The following is a 16,547-nucleotide window of genomic DNA, read 5'->3' on the forward strand; positions in this document are numbered from 1 at the left end:
GCTTGGGATATTGCCCCTCTACAAGTTAGATTAGGTAAATAATAAATTCTCTTACTGATTAGCTAATAGAAACAAATGGCTCTATCTAGTCAAACTAAAGAAACAATCCTTGTCGCAGATGACGAGGCAAGTATTAGAAGAATTCTGGAGACCCGTCTCTCCATGATTGGCTACAAAGTTGTAACTGCATGTGATGGTAAAGAAGCACTAAAGTTATTTAAAGATTATGACCCTGATCTAGTAGTACTTGACGTTATGATGCCCAAGTTAGATGGTTATGGAGTTTGTCAAGAATTAAGGAAAGATTCTGATGTTCCAATTGTTATGTTAACCGCATTAGGAGATGTGGCAGATAGAATAACGGGTTTAGAATTAGGCGCTGATGATTATGTTGTTAAACCATTTAGTCCCAAGGAACTAGAAGCAAGAATAAGGTGTGTTCTTAGAAGAATCGACAAAGAACAAATCCCTGGTATGCCTAATTCTGGTTTAATTTTGGTTACTGATATAAAAATTGATACAAATCGAAGACAAGTTTTTAAGAGTGATGAGAGAATTAGATTAACTGGTATGGAATTTAGCCTCCTTGAGCTTTTGGTGAGTAGGTCAGGAGAACCATTTAGTAGGGGAGAGATTTTAAAAGAAGTTTGGGGATATACACCAGAAAGACATGTTGATACAAGAGTAGTCGATGTTCATATATCAAGATTAAGATCAAAACTGGAGGCTGATCCTGCAAATCCTGAATTGATATTAACAGCAAGAGGTACTGGGTATCTTTTTCAAAGAATTGTAGATATTTCTCCTTTTGATGGTAAGTAAATGGTGAAAGACACTGTACATAAAATTAACAAGTCAAGAGCTATTAGAAGATTAGTTATTTGGTATAAAAGAAACTCTGCTGTAACTTCAATAGTAGATACTGCGGCCAGTTCTGCAGTAACGGCTAGTAATGTAGCAGGTAACGTAGTTTCAAGTGCTGGATCTGTTGTAAGCACAGCTAGTAATGTCGCTAGTAATGTTGCGGGTAATGTTGCAGGTAATGTAGTTTCAAGTGCTGAATCTGTTGTGAATACTGCTAGCAGTGTAGTTTCAAACGCTAGTACATTAGCTAAAAATACACTACAGCCATTAGTTTTTGACCCATTAAAAAGATTACAAAATAGTGACAACCTTTTGAATAAGGTGGAAGACTCGCAATCTAGTAGGATTTGGATTGCAGTTGATGGTATGGGGGGAGATTTTGCACCTGGGCCAATTCTCGAGGGATGTCTTGAAGCGATAAGCAGATTCCCCATAAATATAAAGTTTGTTGGCAAAATTCAAAATGTTAAAAATGCAGCAGAAAAAATTGGTTTATTAGAATTACTAGAAAAAGAAATAGAAAATAATCGTCTTGAATTAATTGATAGTGGAGATCCTATTGGAATGAATGAAGAAGCCACTGCAGTAAGAAAGAAGAAAACCGCAAGTATAAATGTTGCAATGGATTTAATAAAAAATAATAAGGCACAAGCAGTTTACTCAGCGGGAAATTCAGGAGCAATGATGGCTTCTGCCATATTTAGAATTGGAAGATTAAAAGGGATTGAAAGACCCGCTATAGGCGCATTATTTCCTACAAGAGATCAAACTCGACCTGTATTAGTTTTAGATGTTGGTGCAAATACCGATTGTAAACCTTCTTATCTTCATCAGTTTGCCCTTCTAGGCAATATTTATGCAAAAGACGTCTTGCAGGTAAAAAACCCAAAAATTGGTCTTTTAAATATCGGAGAAGAAGAATGCAAAGGTAATGATTTATCTTTAAAAACATTTGAACTATTGTCTAATGAAAAAAGTTTTAATTTTGCAGGTAATTGTGAAGGTCGAGATGTATTATCAGGTAGTTTCGACGTAGTAGTTTGTGATGGTTTTACGGGAAATATATTATTAAAATTTCTTGAGTCTGTAGGAGGTGTTCTACTAGATATTTTGAGATCGGAGCTGCCAAGAGGTAGGCGTGGAAAAGTTGGTTCAGCTTTTTTAAAAAGTAATTTACTCAGAATTAAGAAAAGGTTAGATCATGCCGAACATGGTGGCGCCTTACTACTTGGGGTAAACGGCATTTGTGTGATAGGCCATGGAAGTAGTAAGTCTTTATCAGTAGTAAGCGCTCTACGTTTAGCTCACTCGGCAGTAAATCATAATGTTATGGAAAATTTAAATCAACTTCAAAAGCTTCAAGTTTTAAATTCTTAAAACATATTTCGTCTAATTTATGTTTGACTTATATAAGTAATTAAAAAAACTCTTTTGGAAGGAATAAAGCCTAATCAGATTGGAGTCTCATTTAAAGGAAGTGGAAGTTATGTACCCGATCAAATACTAACCAATCAAAAAATTAGTCAAAAGGTTGATACGAGTGATGAATGGATAAAATCTAGAACCGGTATTTCTGAGAGAAGAATTTCTGGCTCAGGAGATAACGTCGCTGAGATGGGTTATAAGGCTGCACTTACTGCAATTGAAATGGCTAATTGGGATATTAAAACAATTGATTTGATCATCCTAGCCACTTCTACCCCACATGACTTATTTGGTTCAGCGCCATCCATTCAAGCTAAATTAGGGGCTAATAATGCTGTAGCTTTCGATTTGACAGCGGCGTGTAGTGGTTTTTTATTCGCCTTAATAACAGCTTCTCAATTTCTAAAAGGAAGAAATTTCAAAAGGGCTCTTATTGTAGGAGCAGATCAATTATCAAGCTTTGTTGATTGGAATGATAGAAGAAGTTGCATTCTTTTTGGAGATGGTGCGGGTGCATTAGCAATTGAAGCCACAAGTGATTTTGATAATTTAGTTGGTTTTGATATGAGAACTGCCGGTGATAGAGGTTCTTTTCTAAATCTTCCATCAAAAAATTACAGGGATTCAATAATTGATAATATTGATTTTTTAAGTGGAGGTTTTTCTCCAATTCAAATGAATGGTCAGGAAGTTTATAAATTTGCAGTTAGAGAAGTTCCTATTATTCTTGAAGATTTGTTTAAAAAAATGAATTATACTTCTGATGAAGTTGATTGGCTTGTATTACATCAAGCTAATCAAAGAATTTTGGACTCTGTAGGAGATAGGTTAAAAATTCCAAGAGAAAAAATACTAAGTAATTTAGAAAAATATGGCAATACTTCGGCAGCCACAATTCCATTAATGATGGATGAGGCTATTAGAAATAACAGAATTAAACAAAATGATATTATTGCTATGAGTGGTTTTGGTGCTGGGCTAAGTTGGGGTGCAGCCCTGATTAAATGGGGTTAAAAACAAAATAAGAACATTATGACAGTTGCATGGGTATTCCCTGGACAGGGCTCACAAAAAATTGGAATGGCAAAACAGATTGAAAGTTTGCCCAATACTAAAGAGAGGTTTAGTTATGCCTCTGAGATATTTGAGAGAAATTTATTTGAAATTTGTGAGTCAAATTCTGACCAAATAAATCCAATTAATGATTTGAATAATACAAGAAATACACAAATTTGTCTTTTTTTAGTCGAATCTATTTTATTAGATGCATTAAAAGATAACAGTTTTAAACCAACTTATGTTGCTGGGCATAGTCTTGGAGAAATTACGGCACTATATTGTGCGGATGTTTTTTCATTCGAAGATTGTGTATCACTTATCAAAGTCAGATCTCAATTAATGGAAAATGCTGGAGAGGGATCTATGGCAGCAGTAATTGGTTTTGATAGAAATCAACTAGATTCATTAGTACAAAAAATTGATAATATCGTAATTGCTAATGATAATAGCTCTTCCCAAGTTGTCTTATCGGGATCTAATGAATCATTAGATAATTTATCGAGAGATATTTCTTGTAAAAGATTCCTGAAATTAAATGTTTCAGGAGCTTTTCATTCACCATTCATGAATGAGCCCTCAGCAAAATTTTCTAAGTATTTAAAAAATATTGAATTTAAAAATCCTTCATGTCCAGTTATAAGTAACTATAAACCTACACTGTGTAGCGATCCAGATGAGCTTCAAAATAGATTGGATAATCAAATGTGTAATGGGGTCAGATGGCGAGAAACTATGGATTTAATGGCAAAAGATCGTGATCTTCATATTGTTGAAATTGGCCCCTCTAATGTACTTAGCGGTTTAGTGAAAAGACATTTGAAGGATGTAAAAATTTCTCAAGTTTCATCGTCTGATCAAATAACTTATTAATTCTTATGATAAATGATATTTTTCAAAAATTAATTTATCAATTAGTAAGCAAACTATTCGTATTACCTATTTATAAATTGGTATTCAAAGGTCATTTGATAGGTAAAGAAAATATTCCCCAAAATGATTCTTTTATAATGGTTTCTAATCATGGTTCTTTACTAGACCCCCCTTTTTTAGGTCATGCTCTTAGACGTAATATATCTTTTATGGCTAAGGCAGAGCTCTTTCAAATTCCCATTCTTGGTTTTGTTATTAGGGCTTGTGGAGCGTATCCTGTAAAAAGGGGAATTGCTGATAAAAATACTATTAAAACAGCATGTGAAAAATTATCAAATAACAATTGTATTGGAATTTTCATTGATGGTACTCGTCAAAAAAATGGGCGAGTTAATAAGCCAAAAAAAGGAGCTGCATTAATAGCCTTCAAAAATCAAAAATTATTATTGCCAGTTGCAATAGTTAATTCACATAAACTAATAAGATTTAACTTCTGCATCCCTTTCTTTTCCAAAATAGTTATTAGAGTGGGAAAACCAGTTAAGCCACCGCAAAGTTCATCGAGAGATGATTTAAATTCTGTAACACTGCAACTTAAAGATAGTATTAACAATTTAATTGGATGAATATTTAGTTAATTGGAGAAATAGGGTAGAGAGGAAAAACTTGTTGCCATGAATTTACGTTTGTATTTAATAAATTTTTACTTGATAAATCTAATAATTCTCTTAAATCTTCTTCCTCCTTATGATTAGCTTCAAAAAAAAGATCATTAGTCTCTAATTCTTTAATAAATTTTGGTGAAACCGTTTCTCGAATGATTAGATCCATATTTTTTTCTTCGTCGTTATGAGAAATCTCATATTTGCCAGCAATAAATCCCTTTCGTTTTAATTTTTTGTAAATCCAGAATGATTGATTGTTTAAAAAAATATTATTTTGCGATGCAATTCTCTTTGCCATGATTTCAAATGAACTAAAACTTTCTAGAGGACAATTAAGTTGTTGTGAGATAGTTCTTGCTAAAACTACAATGAGTCTTGAAGCATTGAAATTCGCTGGCCCTATGCTTACAGAAATTTTATTGACTTTTTGTAAATTTTTTTTTGGAATAAATTTGTTAAATTCAATAATTAATTTGTTACATAGATCATTATCAAATTTATTTATGAAAAATTCATCAGATTTTTGGTTATTGTTTTTTCTGTATCCAAATCCAAAAGAATTGTCTGTACTATGAATCACTAATGTATGGTGACTTTCTTTTTGTTTGCAATTTTGTGTCATCTATTACCCTTAAACAGGTAATTCCATTCCTGGATTACATTTAGACCATTTACCAAATTCATTTGAAAAACTTTCACAAGATTGAACATCCCAATCAGTTTTATAATCTCCATTTTTATCTCTAACTAAATTGACATGAATGTATGGTTTTTTTGCTTTAAAATCAGGTACATCACAAATATTATCAACACCATGATTATTTTCAACATCATGATAAGTGATGCATCTATCAACCCACTTACAGTTGATGCAAATGCACATAATTAATAAATAAAATGAAAAGAAGTATTCTCACAGATCATACACTAATAATTGATGAATTAGAAGAAAGTATAAAATTTCATAATTGGAATTCTATCTTGGCTTTTCTACCTAATGGATCATATTTGGTTGGTGGTTATATAAGGGACATTATTTTGAGAAGGGTAACTGAAGATATAGACGTTGATATTGTGGTACCTTTAAATGCTATAGCAATTGGGAAAAAGATTGCAGATAATACTGGATCTAAATTTATAATTTTAGATAATAAAAGAGAAGTGGTGAGAATTGTTCTTAATAATATTTATATTGATATTGCTAATCAGGTTTCATCAACTATAGAGGGAGATTTGCGTTCTAGAGACTTTTCGATTAATTCCATTGCTTTTTTATTCGACAAGAAGTGTTTGTTTGATCCATTAAATGGCCTTAAAGATTTAGAGCTCTCTATTCTAAGAACATATTCAGAAATAAATTTACTAAATGATCCTTTACGAATCTTAAGATGTTTTCGATTTGTTTCAGAATTGAATTTAAAAATTGATGCCAATCTACTTACTTTTATAAAAAAAAATAAAGGTAAATTATATCTTGTAGCTAAAGAGAGGATTAATTATGAAATACAGAAAATAGTAAATGGGGCAAATGCTCTTGAGGCTGTCATCCTAGTAAGAAAAATTAATATATTTGGTTCTGATAATTTATATGAAGATTCCTTTTTTTTGGAATTGGAGCAAATTAATTATTCAGAACTTGATCAGGAAGAAAATGAGAAATTTTTGCCATTATTTTTTATTGCCCAAATTTTAGATGTTGTATCTCTAGAGAAACTTAAATTTACTAAAGTTGAAATTGCAAAAATTAAGTTACTCCGAAAATGGCACTTTTTTTTGAAGAACAAAAATATCGCTCAATTAAATGAATTAGATAGATTTAAATTACATCAAGAATTAGAGACGTTTTTCCCATCTTTTATCTTTTATTTGCCACAAAATTTGCGCTTCGAGTGGTTAAACAGATGGCGTGACAAGGAAGATAAATTATTTCATCCCTCAAATTTACTTAATGGTGATGTAATCAAAAAAAATTTCAATATAAAGGATGGTCCTATCTTAGGAGAGCTTTTACAGTTTCTTTCAAAGGAGCTTGCATATCAAAGGTTGAATAATTTTGATGAAGCTATTTATAAAGCAAAGCAATGGATTGAACAAAATGCGCCAAAATGTGATTAAATACACATAGCTTAGTTTTGTTTAGAAGTTCAGACTTCAAAATCATCTTTAAAAAATTTATGAGCATTCGCATTTACATTGGCAACTTACCACAAGGATTTAATCCAAAAGAATTTGATACGTTTTTGAAATCAGTTTCTGATTCGATTAGATTTAAAGCAGTTTTAGATAAGGAAACTAAAGAATGTAGGGGGTTTGGTTTCGCGACAACAAACAATGAAGAGAATGCTAATCTACTAATTCAAAAATTAAACGGTTTTGAATTCAATGGTTCTAAATTACGAGTAGAGCTATCTGAAAAGAAAGATTCTGCTTCAAATAAAAAAAATAGCGGGAACTTAAATAAGAATAAAAAGAGGAAAGATTTCAAGAAAATTGTCCATAGTGACGCCCCTAATCTTGAAGCTCCTGATCCAAGATGGGCAGGAGAACTATCAAAATTAAAAGATTTGTTAGCTAATCAGAAAACACCTGCTTAGTTATTTGATGCGAGAAATTAAAAAAGATATAGGAATCTCAAAAGCTTTCACTGAATTTTTTACAAAAGCTCTGTTATTAAAGACGTCGTAGTCTAACCTTTCAATAGAATCTAAGATTCCTCTATAAAGACGTAGAGATGTCCATACTGGCCATCTTGCGTCAGAAGACAACCACTTAATACCATCTTCAGACTTTTGAAACCAATCTCGAGCTCTTTTTAATTCAAAATTCATTAAAGCCCTCCACTGATTGTTGATTTCACCTTTGAGAAGTTCCTCTTCAGAATAATTAAACTTCTTAATATCTTCTTGAGGTAGATAAATTCTCCCTCTTTGTCTATCTTCTCCGACATCTCTTAATATGTTTGTTAGTTGGTTTGCTATACCTAAAGCTATAGCAGCTTCAGAGGGGTCAGGCTTGGCACTCCATGGGGCTGATGTATAAGCACTATCTATCCCCATAACATTTTGGGTCATTAAACCAACCGTCCCTGCGACTCTATAACAATAGAGTTTTAACTCATCAAAATTTTTGTATCTAAATTTATTAAGGTCCATCCTTTGACCTTCTATCATATCTAAATAAGGTTGAATACTTTGTGGATATTTTTCGATTGTATCGAATAGAACTGCATCTAATTCAGACTGAATATTGCCTTTAAACACGTTCTTTGTATTTTCTTCCCATGCATCTAAATTATCTGAAAGTTCATCTTGGGATTTGGTTGAAGCTTCCAAGCTATCCATTATTTCATCAGTTCTTCTACACCATACATAAATAGCCCAAATAGCTTTTCTTTTTTTTAATGGTAAAAGGAGCGTACCCAAGTAAAAGGTTTTAGCCCATTTTTGGGTTTCTTTTCGGCATATCTCGTATGCTTGATCAAGTTGAGAAATTGAATTTTTCAAAAAGGTTTAGATGAATTTTTAAATTACTGGAATGTAAATCTCATAAAGAAACATTTTGAGGAGTTTTGGAATACTCTTTATTAATTGATTCCGCGCATAATTTACCACTTAAAACAGCTCCTTCCATAGATGCTAAATATTTTTGCATAGTATAATCACCTGCTAAGAAGAAGTTTTTTATAGGAGATTTTTGACTAGGTCTGAACTCTTGGCATCCAGGAACTGCCTTATAAACAGATCTTGGAGTTTTGACTACTTTATATTTTCGTAAGTTTGTTTTATCGTCTCCCATGAAATGCGTTGGGAATAATTTTTTGAGTTCCTCCATAGTTGCATCAACAATATCTTGATCACTCCTATTTATCCAATCTTTTGCTGGGGCAAAAACCAATTCAAGCATTGATCTATTTGGATCTTCATATTCCTTGCAGGTGATACTCATATCTGCGTAAACACTGAGGAGAGGTGATCTGCTGAATAATAAATGATCAATATCTGTTAATTTTTTGTCAAACCATAGATGGATATTAATGACTGGCACACCATTTAAACCATCTAATTTAGAAAATGTATCTAAACCTTTCCATTGTTTAGGGATCATTAATTTGAAGAGATCTACAGGCATTGCACTTACATAAGCATCAGCCGTTAGCTCTTTCTTCTGGTTTTTATCTAAAGAGGCAACAGTAAAACTTTTAACAGTGCTGTCCTCATTTAGGTTGATTTGCCTTAATGGACTATTCATGTGAACTTCCCCACCACGAGCAGTAATATAATCAACCATTGGCTGGCATAGTCTTTCTGGAGGAGCTCCGTCAAGGAATGCCATTTTAGAACCATTTTTTTCTTGTAGAAATCTGTTTAATGCTGTTAATAAAACTGTAGATGATATTTCATCTGGTCCAATGAAATTAAGAGCTTTACTCATTGCTATAAAAACTTCATCATTAACTCTTTCGGGTATATTGTGCTCTTTTAGCCAATCTGTCCATGATTTTGTATCACATTTATCTAAGTACTTTTGGCCTCTCAGCATTGCAGGCACTAAACCTAATCCAAATAGAATCTTTTCATTCCATGAAAGCATATCGTTATTGCTCAGTATTGCTGATACACCATTAACTGGAGCAGGTATATCGGGAAAGTCGAATCTACTGTAAGTTCCAGGCTCTGATGGCTGATTAAAAATCATTGAATGACTTTTCCATTGAAGTCTGTCTTCAATATCTAGTTCCTTAAAAAGTTGCAACATATTTGGGTATGCTCCAAAAAATATATGTAACCCAGTTTCATACCAATCTCCATCTTCATCTTTCCATGCGGCAACTTTCCCACCTAAAACATCTCTGGCTTCAAGTACAATCGGAATGTGTCCATTATCGACTAAATATTTAGCACAAGATAAACCTGCTAAACCAGCTCCAGCAATTACAACACGCATTATTAAATCAAGAAATAAATTAACACTTACTAATAAGCTACATTAAAGTTAGAACATATTAGTTTTTTTCGTTGATTATTTCGTAAAATTATGGAAAAAATGCTTTTAAAATCGACTACTAGGCATGTAAGAATTTTTACTGCAGAAGTGGTAAATGAAGAATTAAAGTTTCATCCCAATAAACTAACTCTTGATTTAGATCCCGATAACGAATTTATTTGGAACAAAGATTCTTTAAACAGAATAAATGAAAAATTCAATGAATTAATAAAAGATAGAGCAGGGAAGGATTTAGATGATTATGAACTTCGAAAAATAGGATCAGAAATCGAAGGTTTAATAAAATTTTTGCTTCAAAATGGTCAGCTTAGTTATAACCCTGATTGTAGAGTAATGAATTATTCGATGGGTTTACCAAAGACTAATGAAGTACTGTGAATAGACCACCATCAAATAGAAGGCCAAGAAGAGGCTCAAATAGAGGTTATTATCCTCCAAATCCAAGGGATATGGATTCGTATGGTCAAAGAAGCAATAGATTGCCTGCTTCTTCTGAACAAAAGATCAACTTTAGTACAGGAACCATTGCCGTACTTGCTGGAGTATTAATTTTAGGAGTTGGTATCGGGAGCGCTATTACCAGTACAACCGATGGCGGGCAGGGAAATATAGCAAGTCAACAACAATTAGATATGGCGGTTCCAGACCCTGAATTTTGCAGGCAATGGGGAGCTAGTGCTTTTGTAATTGATGTTGAAATGTATACGACTCTAAATCCATCTACGAGTTTTGTAACGCAACCAGCTCTTCAGCCAGGGTGTGTGATTAGAAGAGAGAATTGGACAGTGTTACAAAAGCAGGGCGCAATTAGTAATGAGGATGTAAGAGAATGTAAGCAAAGAATGAATACTTTTGCTTATATTGGTTCCATAAGAGATAAGCCAATAGTTAAGTGCGTTTATCAGACTGATGTAAATGAAAATAAATTTATAATAAAAGGCGATGGACAAGCCGAAGACGGAGGTGTAGGTATTAACAAAGAAGCGATTCAATTCTGATGGAATTTATATTTGCCTTAACGGGCTTTCTAAACTAGCAAATTGCGGCAAAATATTTTTTTTAAAGACTTCTGATGCTCTTGATGTATATCTTGAGGGGTTAGTAATTAGTTTCAGCTCTCTTTTGACTTCGAGATCAGCAAGGTAAGCTTTGTGGATTGTTCCAGCTGATAATTCTCTTTCAATAGAAACGACTGGCAAAAAGGAAGCTCCTAAACCTGATTGAACTGCATTCTTTATTGCTTCAAGAGAGTTAAGTTCCATCTCAATTTTTAATCTTTGAATGTCAAGTCCAGAATCTTGAAGAAGTTTATCAACCACTTTTCTGGTAGTAGATTGAGAATCTAATGTCACAAAATTTAATTTGTATAAGTCTTCTTTTAAAAGTTCTTTTTTGGTAGAAAGTGGGTGTTTAGAAGGTAAAACAAGCGCTAATTCATCTGTTGCATAAGGAATAACTTGAAGTAAATTTTCTAAATCGTTCGGTAATTGTCCACCAATAATAGCTAAATCAATTTGTCCATTGGCAACACTCCATCCAGTTCTTCTAGTACTATGGACTTGAAGCTGAACAGATACATCAGGATATTTTTGTCTGAATAGTCCTATCATTCTTGGCATTAAATAAGTTCCTGTTGTTTGACTGGCTCCAATAACAAGGGTTCCACCTTTTAAGCTATTTAAATCTTCAATTGCTTTGCAAGCTTCATCGCATTGATTCAAAATGCGTTCGCAATACTCAAGTAGTAGTCTTCCTGCTTCAGTTAAGAGAGCTTTTCTACCACCTCTGTCAAAAATAGTGATTTCAAGTTGTTTTTCTAGATTTTGAATTTGTAAACTAACTGCAGGTTGGGTTACATATAAGAGATCTGCAGCTTTTTTAAAACTTCCTTGAGCTGCTATAGCTTTTAATATTCTTAATTGGTCGAGTGTAAAAGGTAATTCTGGCATCTATTATGCCTACAATTTCTTATAATTCTAATGCTTAGGAGCATTCTTGTTAAGAACAAAAATTATTTGAACAATTTAAATATATGGAGACTCATAAAACTTCCCTAATCATTTCACTTTTGATTTTGATTTTTGCGGTAATTCATAGTGGGGGAGCTGCTTTAAGAATCAAAGCAGAATCTATTATGGGTCCGAGATTATGGCGTTTATGTTTTGTTTTTTTAAGTTTGCCATCTGCAATTATCTTGATTAGTTATTTTTTGGCTCATAGATATGACGGAATTAGATTATGGAATTTACAGGGCAATAATTTTGTTTTTATAGTAGTTTGGTTCTTAACTGCAATAAGTTTTTTATTTTTATATCCCGCTACTTACAATTTGCTAGAAATTCCATCGGTTTTAAAACCTAAAGTTCGAATCTATGGAACTGGGATAATGCGAATCACGAGACATCCACAAGCATTTGGTCAGATAATTTGGTGTTTTGCTCATACTCTATGGATTGGTACTTCATTCACATTAGTAACTTCTATTGGCTTAGTTTTGCATCATCTTTTTGCAATCTGGCATGGGGATAAGAGATTAGCAAGTAGATTTGGAGAAGAGTTTGAAAAGTTTAGAAAAAGTACTTCTATAATCCCTTTTATGGCAATACTTGAAGGGAGGCAAGAATTTAAAATTAAAGAATTTTTTAAGTTATCTCAACTTGGTATATTGATTGCAATAGGAGTGCTTTGGTGGTCCCATCAGTATATAAATATTGCTGTTAAAACATTTAATTCATCATTTTTGTCGGAATTTTTCAATTGACAGTTTAAAATCAAACTATAAGTTTTTTAGAACATGCCTCAAGCTTCAGAAATTGCCTGGTTAATTCCTGTTTTCCCACTTATTGGAGCAGTGCTTTCTGGTTTAGGCCTAATAAGTATTAACAAGAAAATTAATAATTCCAGAGAAATTGTTTCTGTAGGTCTTATTTCGTGTGTTGGCATTTCTGCGGTAATTAGTTACAAAGCTCTTTTTGAACAAGTTAATGGTTATCAATCTGTAGAAAAATTATTTGTATGGGCTAGTGCTGGGGATTTTACAATCCCGATGGGTTTTGTCCTTGATCCTTTGGGGAGTGTAATGCTTGCTCTTGTAACGACTATAACTTTGCTGGTAATGATCTATTCTCACGGTTATATGTCGCATGACAAAGGTTATGTCAGATTTTTTACATATTTGGCATTATTTAGTAGTTCAATGATGGGATTAATCGTTAGTCCGAATTTATTAGAAATTTATGTTTTTTGGGAATTAGTTGGGATGTGTTCTTACTTGTTGGTTGGTTTTTGGTATGACAGGGATGGCGCTGCCCACGCTGCACAAAAAGCATTTGTTGTTAATAGAGTTGGAGATTTTGGATTATTACTAGGAATTCTTGGCCTATTTTGGGCAACAAATAGTTTTGATTTTAATGAAATAGCCACTGGAATTTCTCAATCAATATCTGACAATTCGATACCTATTTGGGCTGCTTTACTGCTTTGTTTTTTAGTTTTTTTAGGGCCAATGGCAAAATCTGCTCAGTTTCCTCTTCACGTGTGGTTGCCTGATGCGATGGAAGGCCCGACACCTATTTCTGCACTTATCCATGCCGCAACAATGGTTGCTGCAGGAATATTTCTTGTAGCAAGACTCCAACCTTTGTACTCAATATTCCCCTCTATTCAGTTCATTATTGCTTTAGTAGGCACCATTACTTGTTTTTTAGGAGCCTCTATAGCTTTGACCCAAATGGATTTAAAAAAAGGTTTAGCTTACAGCACAGTTTCTCAGCTTGGTTATATGATGCTTGCAATGGGTTGTGGAGCGCCAGTAGCAGGAATTTTTCATTTAGTGACTCATGCTTGTTTCAAAGCAATGCTATTTTTGGGATCTGGTTCAGTAATACATGCTATGGAAGAAGTAGTTGGCCATCAGCCTGTATTAGCTCAAGATATGAGATTAATGGGTGGTTTAAGAAAAAAAATGCCATATACATCAACAACATTTTTAATAGGTTGCGTAGCAATTAGCGGTATTCCACCATTGGCAGGTTTTTGGAGTAAAGATGAGATACTCGGAAATGCTTTTATATCATTTCCAGCTTTTTGGTTTATAGGACTTCTGACAGCTGGTATGACTGCTTTTTATATGTTTAGGCTTTATTTCTTGACATTTGAAGGAGATTTCAGAGGAGAGAATAAAGAATTGCAAAAAGAGCTTCTAATAGCCTCAAAAATAAACCAAGATGAAGAAAATGAAGAACTGCATGAAGAGCATGGCTCTATTCATGAGTCACCCTGGTCAATGACATTTCCCTTAGTATTTTTAGCTGTGCCGTCTCTAATTATCGGTTTTATGGGACTTCCATGGGATAGCAAAATTGCAAATCTACTAGATCCTGAAGAAGCAGAGACTGCTGCAAAAGCCTTTGAATTTAAAGAATTTTTGCCGTTAGCGATAGCCTCAGTTCTTATCGCTTTAGCTGGAATCATTATTGCTTATCAGGCATATTTTGTGAAAAAAATTAATTTGTCAGTTCTATTTGCCGAAAAGTTTCCTTCCATTAATCAATTTCTAGCCAATAAATGGTATCTAGATGATATTAATGAAAAACTTTTTGTTAAAGGTAGTAGAAAACTTGCTAGAGAAGTTTTAGAAGTTGATTCTAAAGTTGTTGATGGAGTCGTTAATCTCACAGGACTTGTAACTCTAGGTAGTGGAGAAGGTTTGAAATATTTTGAGACTGGTAGGGCTCAATTTTATGCCCTCATTGTTTTTGGAGGAGTTATTCTACTTGTCGCCATATTTGGTTTTCAGTCTCCTCCAGTAACTTAATTACAATTGTGTGTCTTCACTGTTCATTGGGGTGAAAAAATACAGATAATTTCTAGACTTTATTTAAGATAAATTTCTTATTAAATTGAGTACTTATTATTTTACACATTTTGCTACAGAAATCCTGGGAACTTTGGGAGCTGGATTATCTAATTTTCCTTGGTTATCTACCTCAATTTTGTTCCCAATTGGTAGTGCATTTGTGATCCCTTTTTTCCCAGATAAAGGAGATGGAAAAGAGGTGAGATGGTTCGCATTGGCTGTTGCATTAATCACTTTTTTAATAACTGTAGGCTCATATATAAATGGTTTTGATATTAATAATGAAAATGTTCAACTTAAAGAAAATATTAGTTGGCTCCCTGATTTAGGTCTTACTTGGTCTGTTGGTGCTGATGGCCTTTCTATGCCCTTAATATTATTAACTAGTTTTATAACTGCATTAGCAGTTTTAGCTGCGTGGCCTGTTAAGTTCAAACCAAAGTTATTTTTCTTTTTGATATTAGTGATGGATGGTGGTCAAATCGCTGTATTTGCAGTTCAAGATATGCTTTTATTCTTTCTAACTTGGGAACTTGAGTTAATACCGGTATATTTATTATTGGCAATATGGGGCGGAAAAAATAGACAATATGCAGCGACAAAATTCATTATTTATACAGCTGGTAGTTCTATATTTATCCTTCTAGCAGCATTGGCGATGGGTTTCTACGGTACAGAAATTCCCAACTTTGAATTTTCTCACTTGGCTTCTCAAGAATTCAGTCAAAAATTCCAAATACTCTGTTATGTGGGGCTTTTAATCGCTTTTGGAGTAAAACTACCAATAGTACCTCTTCATACTTGGCTGCCAGATGCTCATGGAGAGGCTACAGCTCCTGTCCATATGCTTCTAGCAGGAATTTTATTGAAGATGGGAGGATATGCTCTTTTAAGATTTAATGCACAATTATTACCTGTTGCTCATGCTCAATTTGCCCCTTTATTAATTGTATTAGGAGTAGTAAACATAATTTATGCTGCATTAACTTCTTTTGCTCAAAGAAATCTAAAAAGAAAAATTGCATATAGTTCAATAAGTCATATGGGTTTTGTTCTTATTGGAATAGGTAGTTTTAGTAGTCTCGGAACAAGCGGAGCAATGCTACAAATGGTTAGTCATGGATTAATTGGGGCTAGTTTATTTTTTCTTGTTGGAGCTACTTATGATAGAACAAAGACTCTTAAACTTGATGAAATGAGTGGTGTAGGACAAAAAATGAGAATTATGTTTGCTCTATGGACTGCTTGCTCCCTTGCTTCACTTGCTTTACCTGGTATGAGTGGATTTGTTTCCGAATTAATGGTATTTACAGGATTTGTTACCGATGAAGTTTATACGCTTCCATTTAGGATAGTTATGGCATCTCTAGCCGCTATTGGGGTAATACTTACTCCTATTTATCTACTCTCAATGTTGAGAGAAATTTTCTTTGGTAAAGAAAATCGTAAGTTAACCGAAGAACGAAAACTTATTGATGCTGAGCCTAGGGAAGTTTATATCATAGCTTGTTTACTTTTGCCGATAATTGGAATAGGTTTATATCCAAGATTAGTTACTGAAAGTTATCTTGCATCTATAAACAATTTAGTAGATAGAAATTTGTCTGCAGTTAAAGGAACTGTGAAAACAAATATTTTTGCAGGAACTAAAAAAAATGAGATCTTAAAGGCTCCAACATTATAAAAATTTTAATAAATGCAATATTATTTGGCATTAAATAAATAAGAAGATATCTTATTAGTAGATATTAGCTATTTAAAAATATCCTATTTTAACGCTATTGATAGACAACAATTAGCAC

Annotated in this window: 17 protein-coding genes; 12 read left to right on the forward strand and 5 right to left on the reverse strand. The window is 33.3% G+C overall.

The genetic code is table 11. The annotated features are described in order from the left end of the window. Positions 1–75: 75 nt before the first annotated feature. Genes JJ844_04380 through JJ844_04400 form a run of 5 tightly spaced genes read left to right on the forward strand, consistent with a single transcriptional unit; the run spans position 76 to position 4,844 of the window. On the forward strand, positions 76–822 hold the full coding sequence (locus JJ844_04380) for a response regulator transcription factor (GenBank protein ID MBO6974913.1): 747 nt from the start codon (positions 76–78) through the stop codon (positions 820–822). Continuing rightward, positions 823–2,241 (forward strand): phosphate acyltransferase PlsX, encoded by a 1,419-nt coding sequence (gene plsX, locus JJ844_04385; protein ID MBO6974914.1) that lies wholly within the window; start codon positions 823–825, stop codon positions 2,239–2,241. 54 nt (positions 2,242–2,295) lie between these two features. After that, positions 2,296–3,303, forward strand: a complete 1,008-nt coding sequence (locus tag JJ844_04390; GenBank protein MBO6974915.1) for a ketoacyl-ACP synthase III — start codon at positions 2,296–2,298, stop codon at positions 3,301–3,303. 18 nt (positions 3,304–3,321) lie between these two features. Continuing rightward, positions 3,322–4,218 carry an ACP S-malonyltransferase gene (gene fabD, locus JJ844_04395; GenBank protein ID MBO6974916.1) on the forward strand — a complete coding sequence of 299 codons (897 nt, stop codon included), beginning with the start codon at positions 3,322–3,324 and terminating at the stop codon, positions 4,216–4,218. A 5-nt stretch (positions 4,219–4,223) separates the two neighbouring features. After that, positions 4,224–4,844 (forward strand): 1-acyl-sn-glycerol-3-phosphate acyltransferase, encoded by a 621-nt coding sequence (locus tag JJ844_04400; GenBank protein ID MBO6974917.1) that lies wholly within the window; start codon positions 4,224–4,226, stop codon positions 4,842–4,844. A 4-nt stretch (positions 4,845–4,848) separates the two neighbouring features. Here the strand turns inward: JJ844_04400 and JJ844_04405 are convergent, their stop codons facing one another. Further along, a complete protein-coding gene (locus tag JJ844_04405) occupies positions 4,849–5,505 on the reverse strand; it encodes a molecular chaperone (GenBank protein ID MBO6974918.1) in 657 nt (218 codons plus the stop codon). 9 nt (positions 5,506–5,514) lie between these two features. Next, positions 5,515–5,766 carry a Ycf34 family protein gene (locus tag JJ844_04410; GenBank protein MBO6974919.1) on the reverse strand — a complete coding sequence of 84 codons (252 nt, stop codon included), beginning with the start codon at positions 5,764–5,766 and terminating at the stop codon, positions 5,515–5,517. Between the two features lie 14 nt (positions 5,767–5,780). Here JJ844_04410 and JJ844_04415 point away from each other — a divergent pair, with 14 nt between their 5' ends. Together JJ844_04415 and JJ844_04420 are read left to right on the forward strand one after the other, a co-directional pair. After that, the gene (locus JJ844_04415) at positions 5,781–6,998 is read left to right on the forward strand and encodes a CCA tRNA nucleotidyltransferase (GenBank protein ID MBO6974920.1); all 1,218 of its coding nucleotides are present in this window, start codon (positions 5,781–5,783) and stop codon (positions 6,996–6,998) included. A gap of 59 nt (positions 6,999–7,057) precedes the next feature. Next, complete coding sequence (locus JJ844_04420; GenBank protein ID MBO6974921.1) at positions 7,058–7,477, forward strand: RNA-binding protein; 420 nt, start codon at positions 7,058–7,060, stop codon at positions 7,475–7,477. Here the strand turns inward: JJ844_04420 and JJ844_04425 are convergent, their stop codons facing one another. Both JJ844_04425 and pds read right to left on the reverse strand, forming a co-directional pair. Then, positions 7,478–8,386 carry a phytoene synthase gene (locus JJ844_04425; GenBank protein ID MBO6974922.1) on the reverse strand — a complete coding sequence of 303 codons (909 nt, stop codon included), beginning with the start codon at positions 8,384–8,386 and terminating at the stop codon, positions 7,478–7,480. It abuts the gene before it with no gap. A gap of 40 nt (positions 8,387–8,426) precedes the next feature. Beyond that, positions 8,427–9,827, reverse strand: a complete 1,401-nt coding sequence (gene pds, locus JJ844_04430; protein ID MBO6974923.1) for a 15-cis-phytoene desaturase — start codon at positions 9,825–9,827, stop codon at positions 8,427–8,429. A gap of 90 nt (positions 9,828–9,917) precedes the next feature. Here pds and ndhM point away from each other — a divergent pair, with 90 nt between their 5' ends. After that, on the forward strand, positions 9,918–10,265 hold the full coding sequence (gene ndhM / locus JJ844_04435) for an NAD(P)H-quinone oxidoreductase subunit M (protein ID MBO6974924.1): 348 nt from the start codon (positions 9,918–9,920) through the stop codon (positions 10,263–10,265). Further along, on the forward strand, positions 10,262–10,885 hold the full coding sequence (locus tag JJ844_04440; protein MBO6974925.1) for a DUF3172 domain-containing protein: 624 nt from the start codon (positions 10,262–10,264) through the stop codon (positions 10,883–10,885). Before ndhM ends, JJ844_04440 begins: the two co-directional genes overlap by 4 nt. 6 nt (positions 10,886–10,891) lie before the next feature. On the opposite strand, the gene JJ844_04445 is transcribed toward JJ844_04440, so the two are convergent. Continuing rightward, positions 10,892–11,836: a LysR family transcriptional regulator gene (locus tag JJ844_04445; protein ID MBO6974926.1), complete on the reverse strand. Its 945-nt coding sequence runs from the start codon at positions 11,834–11,836 to the stop codon at positions 10,892–10,894. Between the two features lie 83 nt (positions 11,837–11,919). On the opposite strand from JJ844_04445, the gene JJ844_04450 reads away from it, so the two are divergent. The 3 genes from JJ844_04450 (at position 11,920) to JJ844_04460 (ending at position 16,429) form a co-directional block, all read left to right on the forward strand. Further along, the gene (locus JJ844_04450; protein ID MBO6974927.1) at positions 11,920–12,648 is read left to right on the forward strand and encodes a hypothetical protein; all 729 of its coding nucleotides are present in this window, start codon (positions 11,920–11,922) and stop codon (positions 12,646–12,648) included. Positions 12,649–12,681: 33 nt separating this feature from the next. Further along, the gene (locus JJ844_04455) at positions 12,682–14,703 is read left to right on the forward strand and encodes an NAD(P)H-quinone oxidoreductase subunit 5 (GenBank protein MBO6974928.1); all 2,022 of its coding nucleotides are present in this window, start codon (positions 12,682–12,684) and stop codon (positions 14,701–14,703) included. A gap of 121 nt (positions 14,704–14,824) precedes the next feature. Then, on the forward strand, positions 14,825–16,429 hold the full coding sequence (locus JJ844_04460; protein ID MBO6974929.1) for an NAD(P)H-quinone oxidoreductase subunit 4: 1,605 nt from the start codon (positions 14,825–14,827) through the stop codon (positions 16,427–16,429). Positions 16,430–16,547: the final 118 nt, after the last annotated feature.

It is taken from the genome of Prochlorococcus marinus CUG1435 (assembly GCA_017644375.1).
Lineage (GTDB): Bacteria > Cyanobacteriota > Cyanobacteriia > PCC-6307 > Cyanobiaceae > Prochlorococcus_A > Prochlorococcus_A marinus_AH.